14 protein-coding genes are annotated in these 15917 nt (G+C 66.5%); 5 read left to right on the top strand and 9 right to left on the bottom strand.

What is annotated here, in order from left to right; translation table 11 throughout:
* Together JOZ00_RS11195 and JOZ00_RS11190 are read right to left on the bottom strand one after the other, a co-directional pair.
* Positions 1 to 636 (bottom strand): ubiquitin-like domain-containing protein (locus JOZ00_RS11195; RefSeq protein WP_293343697.1); only part of this gene is annotated, 636 nt, incomplete at its 3' end.
* Positions 637 to 800: 164 nt separating this feature from the next.
* Positions 801 to 1652: a TatD family hydrolase gene (locus tag JOZ00_RS11190; RefSeq protein WP_293343695.1), complete on the bottom strand. Its 852-nt coding sequence runs from the start codon at positions 1650 to 1652 to the stop codon at positions 801 to 803.
* A gap of 19 nt (positions 1653 to 1671) precedes the next feature.
* Between JOZ00_RS11190 and metG the strand changes: the two genes are divergently transcribed.
* On the top strand, positions 1672 to 3246 hold the full coding sequence (gene metG / locus JOZ00_RS11185) for a methionine--tRNA ligase (RefSeq protein ID WP_293343693.1): 1575 nt from the start codon (positions 1672 to 1674) through the stop codon (positions 3244 to 3246).
* A gap of 71 nt (positions 3247 to 3317) precedes the next feature.
* Here metG and JOZ00_RS11180 read toward each other — a convergent pair whose 3' ends face one another.
* The 5 genes from JOZ00_RS11180 to JOZ00_RS11160 form a co-directional block, all read right to left on the bottom strand.
* Positions 3318 to 4019 (bottom strand): TetR/AcrR family transcriptional regulator, encoded by a 702-nt coding sequence (locus tag JOZ00_RS11180; RefSeq protein ID WP_293343692.1) that lies wholly within the window; start codon positions 4017 to 4019, stop codon positions 3318 to 3320.
* Between the two features lie 132 nt (positions 4020 to 4151).
* Positions 4152 to 4829, bottom strand: a complete 678-nt coding sequence (locus JOZ00_RS11175; protein ID WP_293343690.1) for a TetR/AcrR family transcriptional regulator — start codon at positions 4827 to 4829, stop codon at positions 4152 to 4154.
* The gene (locus tag JOZ00_RS11170) at positions 4810 to 4956 is read right to left on the bottom strand and encodes a hypothetical protein (RefSeq protein ID WP_293343688.1); all 147 of its coding nucleotides are present in this window, start codon (positions 4954 to 4956) and stop codon (positions 4810 to 4812) included. Before JOZ00_RS11170 ends, JOZ00_RS11175 begins: the two co-directional genes overlap by 20 nt.
* Before the next feature lie 388 nt (positions 4957 to 5344).
* On the bottom strand, positions 5345 to 6997 hold the full coding sequence (locus tag JOZ00_RS11165; RefSeq protein ID WP_293343699.1) for a hypothetical protein: 1653 nt from the start codon (positions 6995 to 6997) through the stop codon (positions 5345 to 5347).
* Positions 6998 to 7058: 61 nt separating this feature from the next.
* On the bottom strand, positions 7059 to 8909 hold the full coding sequence (locus JOZ00_RS11160) for a sensor domain-containing phosphodiesterase (protein ID WP_293343686.1): 1851 nt from the start codon (positions 8907 to 8909) through the stop codon (positions 7059 to 7061).
* A gap of 369 nt (positions 8910 to 9278) precedes the next feature.
* Here JOZ00_RS11160 and JOZ00_RS11155 point away from each other — a divergent pair, with 369 nt between their 5' ends.
* Genes JOZ00_RS11155 through JOZ00_RS11145 form a run of 3 tightly spaced genes read left to right on the top strand, consistent with a single transcriptional unit; the run spans position 9279 to position 12667 of the window.
* Positions 9279 to 10463 carry an FAD-dependent oxidoreductase gene (locus JOZ00_RS11155; protein ID WP_293343684.1) on the top strand — a complete coding sequence of 395 codons (1185 nt, stop codon included), beginning with the start codon at positions 9279 to 9281 and terminating at the stop codon, positions 10461 to 10463.
* Positions 10460 to 11362 carry an RNA polymerase sigma-70 factor gene (locus tag JOZ00_RS11150; protein ID WP_293343682.1) on the top strand — a complete coding sequence of 301 codons (903 nt, stop codon included), beginning with the start codon at positions 10460 to 10462 and terminating at the stop codon, positions 11360 to 11362. Before JOZ00_RS11155 ends, JOZ00_RS11150 begins: the two co-directional genes overlap by 4 nt.
* 51 nt (positions 11363 to 11413) lie before the next feature.
* Positions 11414 to 12667, top strand: a complete 1254-nt coding sequence (locus tag JOZ00_RS11145; RefSeq protein ID WP_293343680.1) for an aminodeoxychorismate synthase component I — start codon at positions 11414 to 11416, stop codon at positions 12665 to 12667.
* 7 nt (positions 12668 to 12674) lie between these two features.
* Here JOZ00_RS11145 and rsmI read toward each other — a convergent pair whose 3' ends face one another.
* Positions 12675 to 13511 carry a 16S rRNA (cytidine(1402)-2'-O)-methyltransferase gene (gene rsmI, locus JOZ00_RS11140; RefSeq protein WP_293343678.1) on the bottom strand — a complete coding sequence of 279 codons (837 nt, stop codon included), beginning with the start codon at positions 13509 to 13511 and terminating at the stop codon, positions 12675 to 12677.
* Positions 13512 to 13536: 25 nt separating this feature from the next.
* Between rsmI and JOZ00_RS11135 the strand changes: the two genes are divergently transcribed.
* Positions 13537 to 15105 (top strand): dolichyl-phosphate-mannose--protein mannosyltransferase, encoded by a 1569-nt coding sequence (locus JOZ00_RS11135; protein ID WP_293343676.1) that lies wholly within the window; start codon positions 13537 to 13539, stop codon positions 15103 to 15105.
* Here the strand turns inward: JOZ00_RS11135 and JOZ00_RS11130 are convergent.
* Positions 15102 to 15917, bottom strand: an 816-nt coding sequence (locus JOZ00_RS11130; RefSeq protein WP_293343673.1) for an arginine deiminase family protein, incomplete at its 5' end; no start/stop codon positions are given. The genes JOZ00_RS11135 and JOZ00_RS11130 overlap by 4 nt on opposite strands.

Below are 15917 nucleotides of genomic sequence, written 5' to 3'. Positions count from 1 at the left end.
CCGCTGAATCCGGTTGCGGGTGACCTGGATTTCCATGCCGTCGACGATCGGCGCCGCGGCGTTGGGCACCGCCTGGTCGCTGTCGAGCAACGGCGCGCCGGCGGCGCTGAGCAGGCCCGAGACATTCGGCGCGGGCAGGTGCACGGTACGGATCGCCCCACCATCGTTGATGCGGACCGTCTTTGCGCTGACCACGGGCAGCGCCATGCCCGCGAGCGGGACACGGCTGGCGCGCGAGGCCGCGGCCGGGGCGGTGTCGGTCATCGCCAACTGGGCCAGCGCCTCGTCGACGGTGGACGCGGTCGTCCACATCTGCTTGGTGTCGTGGCCGTCCAGCGAGATCTGCAGCGGCCGGCTGCGGCGCAGGACGATGTTGCCTGCATCGCGCATGGTGACGTCAGCGGCGGGATAAAGGTCGTCGCGCTCGTCGACGGTGAAGCCGTTCTCTTTGACGATGTCGATCACGCGCGACTTCATGGTCGTCACCCGCATCGCGATGCCGTCGACAGTCAACGTCACTGTTTTCGCCGCCGAAACGGCAAACCCACCGGCGAGTGCCAGAACCACCAGCAGCCCGGCGACAACCAGGCGCAACATCGGCGAAGGGGTTTGATGAAGTTTCGTTAGTACGCTCAACGCCCGTTTACTCCGACCACGACCACCACTCTTACGACCCAATCAGCAGATAAAAGATAAAAAGGGCACACGGCCCACCGTCCGATCACAAGACGGTAACGAACCGGCCAATGTTGGGCAACTCCGACGCGGTGACGTTAACGGAAATCACTTTGTCGACCGGGTCAGTAGGCGGCCAGTCCATACACCCGGCGAGCGTTGCTCGTAGTTACCTGCGCCACGTCTTCGGGGCGACGATCAAGCAGTTCAGCGATCGCCCGAACAGTATAGGGCAGGCAGTACGGCTCATTCGCCGCTCCGCGATAGGGGTGCGGGGTCAGGAACGGCGCGTCGGTCTCCACCAGAAGCTGCTCGGCCGGTATCAGCGGAACGGCTTCCCGCAGGGCTCGGGCGTTGCGAAAACTCGCCGTGCCGGACAGGCTGAGTAACCACCCGGCATCCACGCAACGACGGGCCATCGCGCTGTCCGACGAGAAGCAGTGGAAGATCACGACGTCCGGCGCGCCCTCGGCCGCCAGCACGTCGAGGACCTCGGTGTCGGCCTCCCGGTTGTGGATCATCAGCGGTTTCCCACTGCGTTTCGCCAGGTCGATGTGCCAGGCGAAGGCGTCGCGCTGCACGTCCGGCTGGGCGCAGCCGTCCAGCCGGCCGGGCCAATACAGGTCCATCCCGGTCTCGCCGACCGCCACCACCCGGGGGCCGGCGGTCAGTTCTTCGATCTCGGCACGGGCGGCATCGTCGAGCGCGTCCGCGCGGGTCGGATGCAAGGCCACCGCCGCATACACGCGCGGATCCCACGCGGCGGCCCGGGTGACCCACCGGGCCGAGTCCAGATCGTCGGCGATGGTGACGGCCGCGGTCACCCCGACGGCCTCGGCGCGGTCCATGATCGCCCGCACGCCCTCGGCATCGCTCGCGCCGCACGCATCCAGATGGGTGTGGGCGTCGATCAGCGGCGCCAGCGGCTCAGGAGCGGGCGGTGCTTCTCGTTGTCGGCGATCAGAGCTCACGCGCACACAATAAGGTGGACTCTCGATGAGGCCCTACTACGTCACGACCGCGATCACGTACCCCAATGGCAATCCGCACGTCGGACATGCCTACGAGTACATCGCCACCGACGCCATCGCCCGGTTCAAGCGGCTCGACGGCTTGGACGTGCGTTTTCTGACCGGCACCGACGAGCACGGCCTCAAGATGGTCGAGACGGCCGCGGCCGAAGGCATTCCGACCGCGGATTTGGCGCGGCGCAATTCCGATGTGTTCCAACGGCTGCAGGAGAAGCTGAACATCTCCTTCGACCGGTTCATCCGCACCACCGATGCCGACCACCACGAGGCGTCCAAGGCGATCTGGCAACGGATGTCCGCGGCCGGTGACATCTACCTGGATACCTACTCGGGCTGGTACTCCGTGCGCGACGAGCGGTTCTTCGTCGAGTCGGAGACCGCGCTCGTCGACGGCACCCGGATCGCCATCGAGACCGGCACCCCGGTGACCTGGACCGAGGAGCAGACCTATTTCTTCCGGCTGTCGGCCTACACCGATAAGTTGCTGGCCCACTACGAGGCCAACCCGGACTTCATTGCGCCCGAGGTGCGGCGTAACGAAGTGGTGAGCTTCGTGTCGGGTGGGCTGCGGGATCTGTCGATCTCGCGAACCTCTTTCGATTGGGGGGTGAAGGTCCCCGAGCATCCCGATCACGTCATGTATGTCTGGGTCGACGCGCTGACGAACTACCTGACCGGCGTGGGCTATCCGGACACGGATTCGCCGGTGTTCCGGCGCTATTGGCCGGCGGACTTGCACATGATCGGCAAGGACATCATCCGATTCCACACCGTCTACTGGCCGGCGTTTCTGATGTCGGCGGGAATCGAGTTGCCGAGAAGGGTTTTCGCGCACGGGTTTCTGCTCAACCGCGGCGAGAAGATGAGCAAATCGGTGGGCAACATTGTCGACCCGGTGACATTGGTCGACACCTTCGGCCTGGATCAGGTGCGCTATTTCCTCCTTCGCGAGGTCCCGTTCGGACAGGACGGCAGCTACAGCGAAGACGCGATCATCGCCCGAACCAACGCCGATTTGGCCAACGAGCTGGGCAACCTGGCGCAGCGATCATTGTCCATGGTCACCAAGAACCTCGACGGGATCGTGCCCGAACCCGGCGAGCCGACCCCCGCCGACTCCCAGCTGCTGGGGACGGCCGACGCTTTGCTGGAGCGAGTGCGCGCCAATTTCGACGACCAGGCAATGCATTTGGCCCTCGAGGCGATCTGGCTGATGCTCGGAGACGCCAACCGGTACTTTTCGGCGGAGCAACCGTGGGTGTTGCGCAAGAGCGAGGCCGCGGCCGACCAGGCCAGGTTTCGCACCGTGCTCTACACCACATGCGAGGTGGTCCGCATCGCGGCGCTGCTGGTCCAACCCGTCATGCCCGATTCCGCCGCCAAGCTGCTGGACCTGCTGGGGCAGAACGAAAGTCAACGAGCGTTTACCGCAGTCGGTACGCGACTGACCCCGGGCACCCAGCTACCGCCGCCCAGCGGCGTGTTCCCGCGCTACCAAGCGCCCGACGCCGAACCCGGTACGCGAAACGAAGGCCGATAAGCGAAGAGAAATCGTTTCCAACTCGGCCATCCGCAGTTGGATTGCGCCACAAGCGAGTTCACTGACCTCGGTTATTCGACCTCTACCGCCGAGCGGGTATTAGCACGGGAAGCGGCCGCGGGTTGCGCATAGCGCAGGGCTTCGCGAATCAGGAATTGGCGAAAATACGGAAGCGATTCTTCGGCGACGATACCCGCGAGTAGGAGTTCCCACACCTTCCCGGTTCGCCCGATGAGGTCGCCGTTGGCCTCCATTTCGGGAATCGCGTTGGATAGCAATTGCGTTCCCAGCATCGCGCCGATAATCGACTCACTGACCATTGCAGGGTCGAGATCGGGCCGGAGATCTCCTTCGGCGCTTGCCCTCCGGGCCTCGGCGATCATCAACTCCAGCAGGCCCCCGCAGAATTGGGTGGCCGCCTCGTTGAATCCGCTTAAGCCGAAGGTCAATTGCTCGGCCGCGCGTGCCACTTTGTCCGACCGGAGCACGTCTGCCACGGTAAACGTGCCGTGAATCATGTTCTCGAGCGCGGGCGAAGACGACCCGCACACATTGCGGAAAGCGACAAGAAGCGTGTCGGCGCCTTCCTCGATAATGGCCGACGCCAGTGACTCCTTGGAGTCGAAATGGTGATACAGGGCACCTTTGGTCATCCCTGTCCGCTCGATGATCGTGCCCCATGCCGCCGCGGCGTAGCCGACCTCGCCGAACACATCGATTGCGGCATCGAGGATCTTTCGCCTGGTGGCTTCGGATCGAACCTGGCGCGCCATCGCTCCTGCACCTCCGGGGGTTCCGTGGATCTGCGCAGATCCCGGATCGTCGCTTCGCTTAACTTCCCGTGGGGGAAGATAAGCCTAGCAACTTTGCGCTACAACGGTTTTTGACCTTCTGACCTCAGTGCTTCAATCAAAATCCATGACGGCCGAGCGAGTTTTGATGGCGAGTGCGGTGCGCCGCCTGAGGAATTGGCTGAAGTAATCGATCCGGTCGCGTTGAAGGATACCAGTCAGAATCACGTTCCAACTCTTTTCGAGGTCAAGTAGGAACCGCTCCGGATCGTCGAGATTGCTGGTTTGACGCAACCCCATATGCAACGACACTATGAGGCGTCCGACATCCTGTGGGATACACCGATTGTCGATGTCGCCGTCGGCAATGGCTTTTTCGACGACCACAGCAAGCGCATCGATCCAGCCGTCGAGCAGACCTTCCTGCAATCCCTCCGACCGTCCCACCGACTCGAGCAGGTTTAATCCAGCCCTGACCTCTTCGGTCTCGATGTCCTGCGCGGCTATCAGGTAGGAGAAGTCGATCAGTGTCTCTAGACCCGAAAGATTTCGAGACAGTAGGTCTTCCACAGCGAAGGTGCCCGCGGCCGTCTGGATCTTGATGATCGCGAGAGCCAGCGCGTATTTCGAGCGGAAGTGAAAATACATTGCCCCCTTCGTCAGTTCGGCTTCGGCCAGGATGTCGTCGAGACCGACCTCGTGATAGGCGCGTTGGGCAAACTGATGCGCAGCGGCGCGCAAGATGTGTCGGCGCGTCGTGTCTGCGCGACCGTCAGCCGAGTTGGACGTCATCGGAATAAAGACCTGACCCGCCCAGGAACAAGTGAGCGGAATGTCCGCCTGCTATCGCGTCGGCGGGCACGCCGGCTCTGAGTTTCTGGCCGACGCCATGGCCCGGGTCGATCGCTTCGACGTTCACGGTCGCTCCTTGCCCGGGCGCCCACTGCCGTCTCGGCCAGCGCTCACCAAACGGATCACGAACGGCACTTGGGCCGCTCCCGAGTTAGCAGCATATGTTGGCTGCGAAGCCCTGGCGTCGATGCAGGACATCCCAGCCAAATACTTAGGGTTCGTTTAACTGACATTTGCATACTAGCAGTATGTTGGCACTTGTCTCATATGGCCACAGGTTTGATAAACCTAACTAACTAATTTACTGGTCAGCCGATTGCCGGTGCCGAAAGTGGCTCGCGGGCCGCGCGCCGAAGGCCTCCCAGACGCGGGAATCCACCCCGCTACCGGCGTTCGAAGTGCCCGATCCCGAACCGGACCGGACGCATCGGGCCGGCCACCGGGGACGGCATAAATCATCCGTTTCCCGCGGTCGGATAGTCGCGCGGAATATCAAGTGTTGCAATCGGATAGAGACCCGATTCGTCGCGGCCGTCACGGCCCAGCGCCATGGGCGCGTAGTTCACCACGTGCGAGGCAGCCGGTTTGTGCTGTTGCCAGTCCACAGAGGCCCGCAGCGTGTAGTGCCCGGGCGCCAATCCGGCCAGGTCGACGTGCACAGACTCGGCGGTCGACGCAGGCACCGCCTGCTCGCGCGACTGGCTCGTGTCGTCGTAGACCAGCGTCTTGAGGTTCACCGTGGCGGGCAGGCTCCGGACCACCGCGCCGGAGAAGTCCACCAGCTTGTAGCCCGGCGTCCAGCGCTCCGTGGCGGCGGCCGAGCCGTAGTTGGTCCAGTCGACGGTGATGCTCGCCACGTCTCCCTTTGCGGAGCCCTGTATCGACTGCGAGCCCGGCCGCGCTTCGACCGAGTACCGGTAGCCGGCGAAGGCGTTGGCCTGGGCCCACAGCTGATACAGCTTGGGATCCATCGCCGAGGTGGCATCCCGGTCGGGGAAGCGCGCGCTGGACGTCATCGACACGTGATAGCGAACGACGTCGTGCAGGCCCCGTTCGTAATACGCCTGCCGGTCGGCTCCGCCGGGCAGCGGACACCACGCGCTGATCACCGGCGCCGAGACCAGCCGCTGCTTGATCGCGTTGACCACCGAATCGTTGATCCGCACGTAGTGCGAGTCGTTCGAGTCCGCCCACACCGGCAGTGGCGCCTGCACGCCGAGGCAGTCCGCGCGGATACCCACCGGGGCGGACAACTTCTTGGTGACGTCGTCGGCGAGGAGTTCACGCACGATCTCCGGATTCTGCGGAGTGACCACCAATTGCGTGTGGGGAAACGCGTCGACGTTGGCCGCGACCAGTTGCCGAATGGAGTCTGCGGTGATGCTCTGGTCGCGCGAATCGCTGTAGTACCCCAGTGCCGCCTGGCTGCCGTCGGGAGCGGGCCCCGGAGCCCCCAGTGCGTCGCGCAGGTATGGGAGCTGGTTCTCGTTGTAATCGCCGTAACCGGAGAATTCGAAAACGCTGACTCGTTCGTCGCCGTCGTACCGGCGCCCTAGCGCGCCGATCAGCTGTGCGGCCGCGTTCAGGTAGCCGGGGTCGTTCCATTTAGGCACCACCTGCGCCACCCCGGCGGAGGGACCGCTCGCGGGCCCCGGGTAGGTGATAGCAGCGGGACGCACCCAGTCCGGGATCGCAACGTTGGTGTTGTCCGGATACGAGTCGCCGCAACAGGATTTGTAGAAGTACACCCCCAGCGTCAGGCGCATGTTCCGGTTTCCCAGCTTCGTCAGCGCATCGTCGATCGCGCTGAAGTCGAACTTGGCGTCATCGGGGGCATCGGCGGGCAGCGTGTGCGGATCGATGGGCTGCAACTGCCGCCACGGTACACGCAAGCTCGCATCGTAGGACGCCGGCCATGCCGGAAACCGCTGCTGCGCGGTATTGCCTTGGGGGAAGAGCGGATTCAACGCGTCTTCGTATTGACCTCGCAGCGGATTCGACATTTCTTGCACGGTGGTCGGTATCGGCGGGCTGACCATCGCGGACAGCGGCCCGGGATTGCTGTGCCCACCACAGCCGTTCGCCGCCAGTGCCGTGCACACGCACATCACAACCGCAAAAGCGCTTTTCCTCAACGATCGAAAGACTGTCACGGGGACTGGATTGTGCCTAACGACAATGTTCGGCGTCGGCGAGGAACGGCATCGGCATCCAGCGAGCCGAGAGCAACTCCTCCATCGCCGCGCCGGTAACAGGGCGCGACAACAGGAACCCCTGCGCCCGATGGCATCCGTGCCGCATCAAAGTCAGTGCGGCAGCGGGCGTTTCGACGCCCTCGGCAACGATTTGCAGATCGAACGCCTCCGCGAGTCCGATGATCGCCCGGACGATGGCCAAATCGCCGGCGTTGTTGCCCAAGTCGCGGACGAATCCGGTGTCGATCTTGAGCATGTCGACGGGGAGTGACTTGAGGTGCGACAGGACCGCGTAGCCGGTGCCGAAGTCGTCGATGGCGATCTTGACCCCGACATCCTTCAGTGCCGCCAGGGTTTTGCGCGTTGTCTCGATGTCGCGCACCACGGCACGCTCGGTGATCTCCAGGCACACCGATCCGCCGTCGATGCCGAATTCGTCGATGGTGTCGGCGACGCTCTTGACGAATCCGCGGGTGATCAGTTGGACGGGCGAGACGTTGATGCGCAGTATCGCGTCCTCCCCCACCCCGTTGGATCGCCATCGGCTGAACTCCGCGCAGGCACTTCGCATCACCCACCCGCCCAATTCCCCCGCGAGATTGGCGGATTCGGCGACACCGATGAACGAATCCGGCAGCAGCAGCCCCCAGATCGGGTGCCGCCAGCGGACCAGGGCCTCCGCCGCCACGATGGCGCCGGTCCACAAGTCGACCTCGGGGAGATAGTGCAGCACCAAGGCCTCACTGGAGATGTCGCCGTGCAGATGAAGCTCAATGTCGTTGCGGAAAGCGCTTTTCAACGACATGTCATCGGTGGACAGCACGACTTGGTTGCCGCCGCCGCGCTTGGCGGCCAGCACCGCTTCGTCGGCGCGACGCAGTAGATCGGTGCTGTCATCGCGGCCCGGCGTGCCCACCGCGACGCCGATGCTGACGGTGCGGGTGATCATGTGGCCGTCGATAGCCAGGCGTTCGCACAGCATTGAACCCAGCCGGCGGCCCAACGACTCTGCCGTAGCGCCGGCCATCGGCTCGTCGGGGATAACGATGAACTCGTCCCCACCCAGCCGGGCGATCATGCTGTCGCCCGCGCACGCCCGCAGGCGCTGCGCGAAGACCTTGATGAACCAGTCGCCCGCGGTGTGTCCGAGGTAGTCGTTGATCGACTTCAGCCGGTCGAGGTCGAGGTACAAGACGGCGACGGGTCCCGGGTTTCCCGCGGCCAGCCGCCCGGACAGGTGCGAGACCAGTGCCCGACGGTTGTACAGGCCGGTCAGATCGTCATGCTCGGCCAGGTAGCGCAGCTTCTCTTCGGCGGCGATCCGGGCTTGCAGTTGCGCGAAGAGGGCGGCGACCGCCTCGAGGGTGTTGATCTCCTCTTGTTTCCACTTCTGCGCTGCGTCCTTGATGAAGGCGAGCACGCCGGTGGTCGTCTCGCCGGAAACCAGCGGTGCGGCAGCGACCGAGGGCGAGCAGGGTGTCTTTGACCCGTTGACCCAGCGCGCAAAGATGCGGTTGTTCTGGTCCGGCCGGATCAGCACCGGCTTTCTGCCGTGTTCGCACTCCGCGAGCAACGGATCGGCGCTGGTGAAACCGACGATTGCCAGCGGGTCAGGGTCCGGGACGTCGGGCCGCGGTGGCCATTCCGCCACCAGCACCGAGGCCCGGATGTCGTGGTCGTGGTGGCGCAAGAAGCCCGCGGCCCAACCGAACTGCTCGACGAGTTGACTGAGTACCTTTTCGCTCACCTGCGTGGCGGTGGATCCCGTTGCCTCCATCAGCTGCGTGGCGACGGAGGTGACGATCAGATCCAAGCTGCGCGGCACGGGCTCCTCCGGTATGGGCACATGTCCCAGGTGGGCGGGTGGCCCAGACAAGGATTGTCGTCGCCCCCAAGGTTCTTCGCCAGATGCACCCTGACAGGCACCGAGAACCCCATAGTTGGCGGCTTGTGTCGTGAGTGTAACCGCCCAGGCGCGAGTCGGAAATAGTGTGCCAAGCCACCCGAGAGCCCCCCGTTGAACTGCGCCGATGACTCAAGAAAACACCCCCGCAACGACGCCCGAACCACCGCCGGCGGGAAGGGTCGCACGGGCGTGGCCAGTGAAGCGCGTCACAATGACGCCCGAGCCTGTCACGCCCGGCCGACCTGCGGTGTCTCAAGTGCACATAGCCCGTGAGAACAGGAGAAACCAATGACTACCGCACACAAAGAAACTCATGTCGTCGTTGTCGGTGGCGGATACGCCGGGACCCTGGCCGCCAACCGTCTGCGGCAACGCCGCGACGTCAACGTCACGCTGGTGAATCCCCGCCCCGTCTTTGTGGAGCGGATCCGGCTGCACCAGTTGGTCGCCGACACCGCCACTGCGACGGTCGATTACGCGACGCTGCTGGGCGACGAGGTGCGGCTGGTCGTCGACACCGTCGCCCACATCGAAACCGACCGCCGTCGGGTTCGGCTGTCCTCGGGCACCGAGCTGGGCTACGACTACCTCATCTACGCCGTCGGCAGCACCAACGCGACCCCCGCCGGCGTCCCCGGCGCCGCCGAGTTCGCGTTTTCGGTCGCCGACCTGGAAAGCGCGCAGCGGCTTCGCTACGCCCTCGCCGACCTGCCACTGGGGGCGCCGATCACGGTGGTGGGCGCCGGATTGACCGGCATCGAAACGGCCTCCGAGCTGGCCGAGCTGGGACGCCCGGTGACCCTGGTCTGCGGTGGCACGCTCGGCGCGTCTTTGAGCAACCGCGGTCGGCGTTCGGTCGCCAGGCAACTGCGCCAACTAGACGTCGATGTGCTGGAGTTCGCGACGGCGAGCGAGGTCCGCGCCGAAAGCGTTGTGCTGTCCGACGGCGCGGTGCTGCCCAGCGCGGCGACCGTGTGGACGGCCGGATTCGCGGTGCCGGACCTGGCCGCGCGCAGCGGGCTTCCCACCGACGCGCTCGGCCGGCTGCTGACCGACGAAACCCTGACCAGCGTCGACGACGACCGCGTCGTCGCCACCGGTGACGCCGCCGCACCGTCGGGTCACCCGCTGCGGATGAGCTGCCAGGCCGCGCAGCCGCTGGGGGCCCAGGCCGCCGAGACCGTGCTCAGCCGAATCGCCGGGCAGCCGCCCGCCGCACTCAGCCAGGCGTTCGTGGGACAGTGCATCAGCCTGGGACGCGACCACGGCACCCTGCAGTTCGCCCGCACCGACGACACCCCGGTGGACGTCGCGCTGGGCGGCCGGACCGTCGCATCCATCAAGGAGGCGATCTGCAAGGGCACGCTGTGGGGTATCCGGCGCGAAGCGAAGAAACCGGGCTCCTACTTCTGGATCAAGGGCGGCAACCGGGCCGCGCAGCTCGCCGCCGATCAACAGGTCGCTCTCCAATGACCGCCGGCGACGAGCACGCCGAGCGGTTCACGCTGCTGCGGCCGCTGCTGTTCACCATCGCTTACGAAATCCTGGGCTCGGCAACCGAAGCCGACGACGTGTTGCAGGACGGCTATCTGCGGTGGGCCGAGGTCGACCTGACGACGGTGCGCGACACCAAGTCCTACCTGGCCCAGCTGGTCACCCGGCAGGCGCTCAACGCGCTGCGGGCCGGCGCGCGTCGTCGCGAGGAGTACGTGGGGCCCTGGCTGCCCGAGCCCCTGCTCCTCGACGAGCAGGATCCTTCGGCCGATGTCGTTCTGGCGGAATCGGTTTCGATGGCGATGCTGGTCTTGCTGGAAACCCTGAGCCCCGACGAGCGCGCGGTGTTCGTGCTGCGCGAGGTGTTCGGTTTCGACTACGGCGAGATCGGCGCGGCGGTCGGCAAACCGGCGGCCACCGTGCGACAGGTCGCGCACCGGGCGCGTGAACACGTGCGGGCGCGGCGGAAGAGGTTCGAAGCGGCGGACCCGGAACGCAACGCGGAGCTCACCGCCCAGTTCCTGGCGGCGGCAGCCGGCGGGGATGTGGAGGCACTGATGACGATGCTCGCCCCGGACGCCACCTGGACAGCCGACAGCGGCGGCATCGTGAGTGCTGCCCGCAGGCCGGTGGTCGGTGCCGACCGGGTGGCCCGGGCGATCGCCGGGCTGATGCGCAGAGCCGCGGAGATGCCCGCGCTGCGCGTAGACATGGTGACCTGCAACAGCGCGCCGGCGGTGTTGCTCTATCTCGACGACCAGCTCGAAGGGGTGATCACGGTGGAGATCGCCGACGGCAAGATCACCAATTTCTACGTGATGCGCAATCCGCAGAAGCTCGCGGCGCTGGCCACCGCCCGGGACATCACTCGCGGCTGAGCGGGTAGACGCCCGGAATGCGAAAGTGCGCGGTTCTGTCAAGCTAGGGCGGTGCGAATCGAACGGCTCGGCGACCTCGGCGCAGCACCTAAGGTGCTGCGTGCGGTGGGTGACGCCACCAGCCGGCTCGATCTTCCGCCGCCCGCCGCGCTGACCGGCGACTGGTTCGACGCGCTGGCGGTGATCGCGCCGAGTGTGGCGGCGCATCCGGTGGCCGCAGACGACGTGTTCGCGGTTCAGATCGGGTCGCGCACGCCCGAGTCACCCGCCGTGGGCGGCGGCTGGATCGGTTACCTCTCGTACCCCGACCCCGGCGCCGACGGTCAGCCGAACCGAATCCCGGAAGCCGTCGGCGGCTGGACCGACTGCGTGCTGCGCCGTGACCGCGACGGAATGTGGTGGTACGAAAGCCTTTCCGGCGCACCGATGCCGGAATGGCTGACCGCCGCCCTGGCCGTGACGGCGGCCCCGGCGCGCGAATGCCGGATCGACTGGGACATCGCGGACCGGGCGGCCCACCGCGACGGGGTGGCAGCCTGCCTGGAAGCCATCCGCGCCGGCGAGGTGTACCAGGCCTGCGTGTGCACGCAATTCACCGGCACGGTCGCCGGTGCCCCGCTGGACTTCTTCATTGGCGGCGTGGCCCGCACCTCGCCGGCCCGCGCCGCCTACATCGCCGGGCCGTGGGGTGCGGTGGCATCGCTGTCCCCGGAGCTGTTCCTGCGGCGCCGCGGGACGTTGGTCACCTCCAGCCCCATCAAAGGCACTCTGCCACTGGATGCCTGGCCGTCGGCGCTGCGCGCGTCGGCGAAAGAGGTCGCCGAGAACATCATGATCGTGGACCTGGTGCGCAACGATCTCGGCCGAGTCGCGGTCGTCGGCAGCGTCACCGTCCCGGAGCTGTTGGTCGTGCGGCGGGCGCCGGGCGTGTGGCACCTGGTATCCACGGTGTCGGCGCGGGTGCCCGCCGAGCTGACCATGTCGGCGCTGCTGGACGCCGCCTTCCCCCCGGCCTCGGTTACCGGCACCCCCAAACACCGTGCCCGCCAGCTGCTTTCGCAATGGGAGCCGCATCGCCGCGGGATATACTGTGGCACAATAGGTTTGGCATCTCCCGTCGCCGGCTGCGAACTGAACGTCGCGATCCGCACGGTTGAATTCGATGCCGCCGGTGGCGCCGTACTGGGGGTCGGCGGCGGGATCACGGCCGACTCCAACCCGGACGCCGAATGGGCGGAATGCCTGCACAAGGCGTCCCCGGTCGTCGGAGTGCCGTGCATCGAGACCGCGCGCTCCCCCGGCTGAGCTCTTTTCAGTCGCGGCGTGCGTGCAGCACGGCTTCGTAGAGCTGCCGCGAGCGCACCCCCGGATGCGCGGCGGCCACCTCAGTGCAGGCGTCCTTGACGCGGGTGCCTTCGGCCACCAAGCCCTCCACCAGCCCGACCAGTGCCGGCAGGTCCGCGCGCGGGGTGGCACCGGCAAGCACCACGGTGATCTCGCCGAGCACGCCGTCGTCCGCCCACGCCGACAGTTCCTCGAGCGAGCCGCGCAGCACTTCCTCGTGCACCTTCGTCAACTCCCGGCAGACCGCCGCGCGCCGGGCGCCACCGAGTTCCTCCACGGCGTCGCGCAAACACGCCGCCAACCGGCGCGGCGACTCGAAGAAAACGCACGTGCGCCGCTCGTCGGCCAGCGAGGCCAGCCAGGTCCGGCGTGCCGAGGATTTGCGGGGAGCGAATCCCTCGAAGCAGAACTTGTCCGCCGGCAGACCGGACACCGCCAGCGCGGTCATCACCGCCGACGGCCCGGGCAGGCAGTGCACCGGCAGGCCGGCATCGACGCAACCCGCGACCAGCCGGAAGCCGGGGTCACTGATCACCGGCATCCCGGCATCGCTGATCACCAGCACCGTCGCGCCCGACTCGATCGCGGCGACCAGGGACTCCACCCGCGTGGCCTCGACCCGGTCGAACAGGCTGATCAGCCGGCCGGTGATCCGGATGTCGAGCGCATTGGCAAGCGCGCGTGCCCGCCGGGTGTCCTCGGCCGCCACCACGTCGGCGCGCGCCAGGGCGTCCAGCAGGCGGGGCGAGGCGTCCGACGGCTGGCCCAACGGGGTCGCGCCCAGCAACAGGCGGCCAGTGGTCATGACGGACAGCCTACGATCGACACCGATGACCGCCCCGCCCCGCGAAACCTCCGCCACCGGCCAGGAGCGCGTCGTGCCCGTCGTGAGCCCGGGGCCACTGGTTCAGGTGGCCGATTTCGGGCCGACCGATCACATCCGCGGCTGGGTGGTGACGGGCGTGATCACCCTGGTGGCAACGGTGACCCGATTCATCAACCTGGGCTCGCCGACCGACGCCGGCACACCGATTTTCGACGAAAAGCATTACGCGCCTCAGGCGTGGCAGGCGCTGCACAACCATGGGGTGGAAGACAATCCCGGGTTCGGTCTGGTGGTCCACCCTCCGGTCGGCAAGCAACTCATCGCGATCGGCGAGGCGATCTTCGGTTACAACGGCATCGGCTGGCGGTTCACCGGCGCGCTGCTCGGCATCATCATGGTGGCGCTGGTGGTGCGGATCGTCCGGCGCATCAGTCGCTCGACCCTGGTCGGCGCCATCGCCGGGGTGTTGGTGATCTGCGACGGTGTCAGCTTCGTGACCGCGCGGACCGCGCTGCTCGACGGCATACTCACCTTCTTCGTGGTCGCCGCGTTCGGTGCCCTCATCGTCGACCGCGATCAGGTGCGCGAGCGAATGCACATCGCGCTCCGAGAGGGGCGCAGCGCCGAAACGCTTTGGGGCCCACGGCTTGGCGTGCGGTGGTGGCGTTTCCTGGCCGGCATCATGCTCGGATTGGCTTGTGGGACAAAGTGGTCCGGTCTGTACTTCGTGGTGTTCTTCGGTGCGATGTCGCTGGCGTTCGACGTGGCGGCCCGACGCCAATACCAGGTGACCCGGCCTTGGCTCGGAACGTTGCGGCGCGATCTGCTGCCGACGGCGTATGCGCTCGGGGTCATTCCGATCGCGGTATATCTGGCCGGCTATGCACCGTGGTTCGCGTCCGAGACCGCGATCGACCGGCACGAGGTCGGTCAGACGATCGGGCCGCACGGGATCATTCCCATGCCCGACGCCATCCGCTCGCTGTGGTACTACAGCGCGAAGGCGCTGCAATTCCATGCCGGGCTGACGAATGCGGCCGGCAACTACCACCCGTGGGAATCCAAACCGTGGAGCTGGCCGATGTCGTTGCGGCCGGTGCTGTACGCGATCGACCAGCAGAACGTCGCCGGGTGTGGCGCGCAGTCGTGTGTCAAAGCGGAGATGCTGGTGGGCACGCCGGCCATGTGGTGGCTTTCGGTGCCGGTCCTGATCTACGCCGTGTGGCGGGCGGCCGTGCGCCGTGACTGGCGCTACGCCGTCGTCCTGACCGGCTACTGCGCCGGGTGGCTGCCGTGGTTCGCCGACATCGACCGGCAGATGTACTTCTTCTATGCGTCGACGATGGCGCCGTTCCTGGTGATGGGGATCGCGCTGATCTGCGGCGACATCCTGTACTCGCCAAGCAAGGGGCCAGTCGTGAACTCCGAGCGGCGCACGCTCGGGCTCATCGCCGTGAGCGCCTACGTGGCGGTGGTGGTGACGAACTTCGCATGGCTGTTCCCGGCGCTCACGGGCCTACCGATCTCCCAACAGACCTGGAACATGGAGATCTGGCTGCCCAGCTGGCGCTAGACCGAACCGCGGGCGACCGGGCAGGACATGCAGCGGGGGCCGCCGCGGCCGGTGCCCAGTTCCGAGCCCGCGATCGTCAGCACCTCGATACCCGCATCGCGCAGACGGGCGTTGGTTTGCGCATTGCGCTCGTAGGCGACCACGACGCCGGGCGCCAACGCCAGCGTGTTGTTGCCGTCGTCCCACTGCTCCCGCTCCGCGACAACGGGATCCAAGCCGGTGTCGATGACGCGCAGCCTGTCGATCTCCATCGCCTTGGCCGCGGCCTCGAGGAATGGAGCCTCGTCGCTGATCGAGACTCCCGACGGCGTGCGCTGAATCGTGAACGCCGACAGCGTGTCGACGACGTTGGCGTACATCACCACGGCGTCGGTGTCGACCAGCGTGCACACCGTGTCGAGGTGCATCTGTGCCCGGCGCTGGGCGATCGGAACAGCGAGCACGGTGTTCGCCAGGTTGTCGTCAAAGAGGCTGCGGGCCAACGCTTCCGCGCCCGCCGGGGTGGTCCGCTCTCCCACCCCGACCGCGACCACCCCGGGCGCGAGCAGCAGCACGTCGCCGCCCTCGACCGGCGCGGTGCGCGACTCGTAGGCGCGCCGCACACCGGTGAACCGCGGGTGATGAGCGTAGATGAGATCGGTCAGCGACGCCTCCCGGACCCGGGCGCGCAGCGCCAGGGTCGGAATCACCACCCGGGGCCCGATCCAGATCGACGAGTCGCGGGTGAACACGAGGTTCGGCAGCGGGTCGATGACGAAGTCGCCGCCGTGGTGCATGCGAAGCACCAGCGACACGTCGGTCCGGGTGTCCGA

Origin of the sequence: Mycobacterium sp. (assembly GCF_019243155.1) — a bacterium.
Lineage (GTDB): Bacteria > Actinomycetota > Actinomycetes > Mycobacteriales > Mycobacteriaceae > Mycobacterium.
The sequence above is the reverse complement of the archived record's forward strand: the minus strand, read 5'-3'. Positions and strand labels throughout refer to the sequence as shown.

Coding starts and splice junctions, on each gene's coding strand:
- metG (WP_293343693.1), top strand. CDS start 1,672: ATGAGGCCCTACTACGTCACGACCGCGATCACGTACCCCAATGGCAAT.
- JOZ00_RS11180 (WP_293343692.1), bottom strand. CDS start 4,019: ATGGCGCGCCAGGTTCGATCCGAAGCCACCAGGCGAAAGATCCTCGAT.
- JOZ00_RS11135 (WP_293343676.1), top strand. CDS start 13,537: ATGACCGCCCCGCCCCGCGAAACCTCCGCCACCGGCCAGGAGCGCGTC.
- JOZ00_RS11165 (WP_293343699.1), bottom strand. CDS start 6,997: ATGTGCGTGTGCACGGCACTGGCGGCGAACGGCTGTGGTGGGCACAGC.
- JOZ00_RS11175 (WP_293343690.1), bottom strand. CDS start 4,829: ATGACGTCCAACTCGGCTGACGGTCGCGCAGACACGACGCGCCGACAC.
- rsmI (WP_293343678.1), bottom strand. CDS start 13,511: ATGACCACTGGCCGCCTGTTGCTGGGCGCGACCCCGTTGGGCCAGCCG.
- JOZ00_RS11155 (WP_293343684.1), top strand. CDS start 9,279: ATGACTACCGCACACAAAGAAACTCATGTCGTCGTTGTCGGTGGCGGA.
- JOZ00_RS11150 (WP_293343682.1), top strand. CDS start 10,460: ATGACCGCCGGCGACGAGCACGCCGAGCGGTTCACGCTGCTGCGGCCG.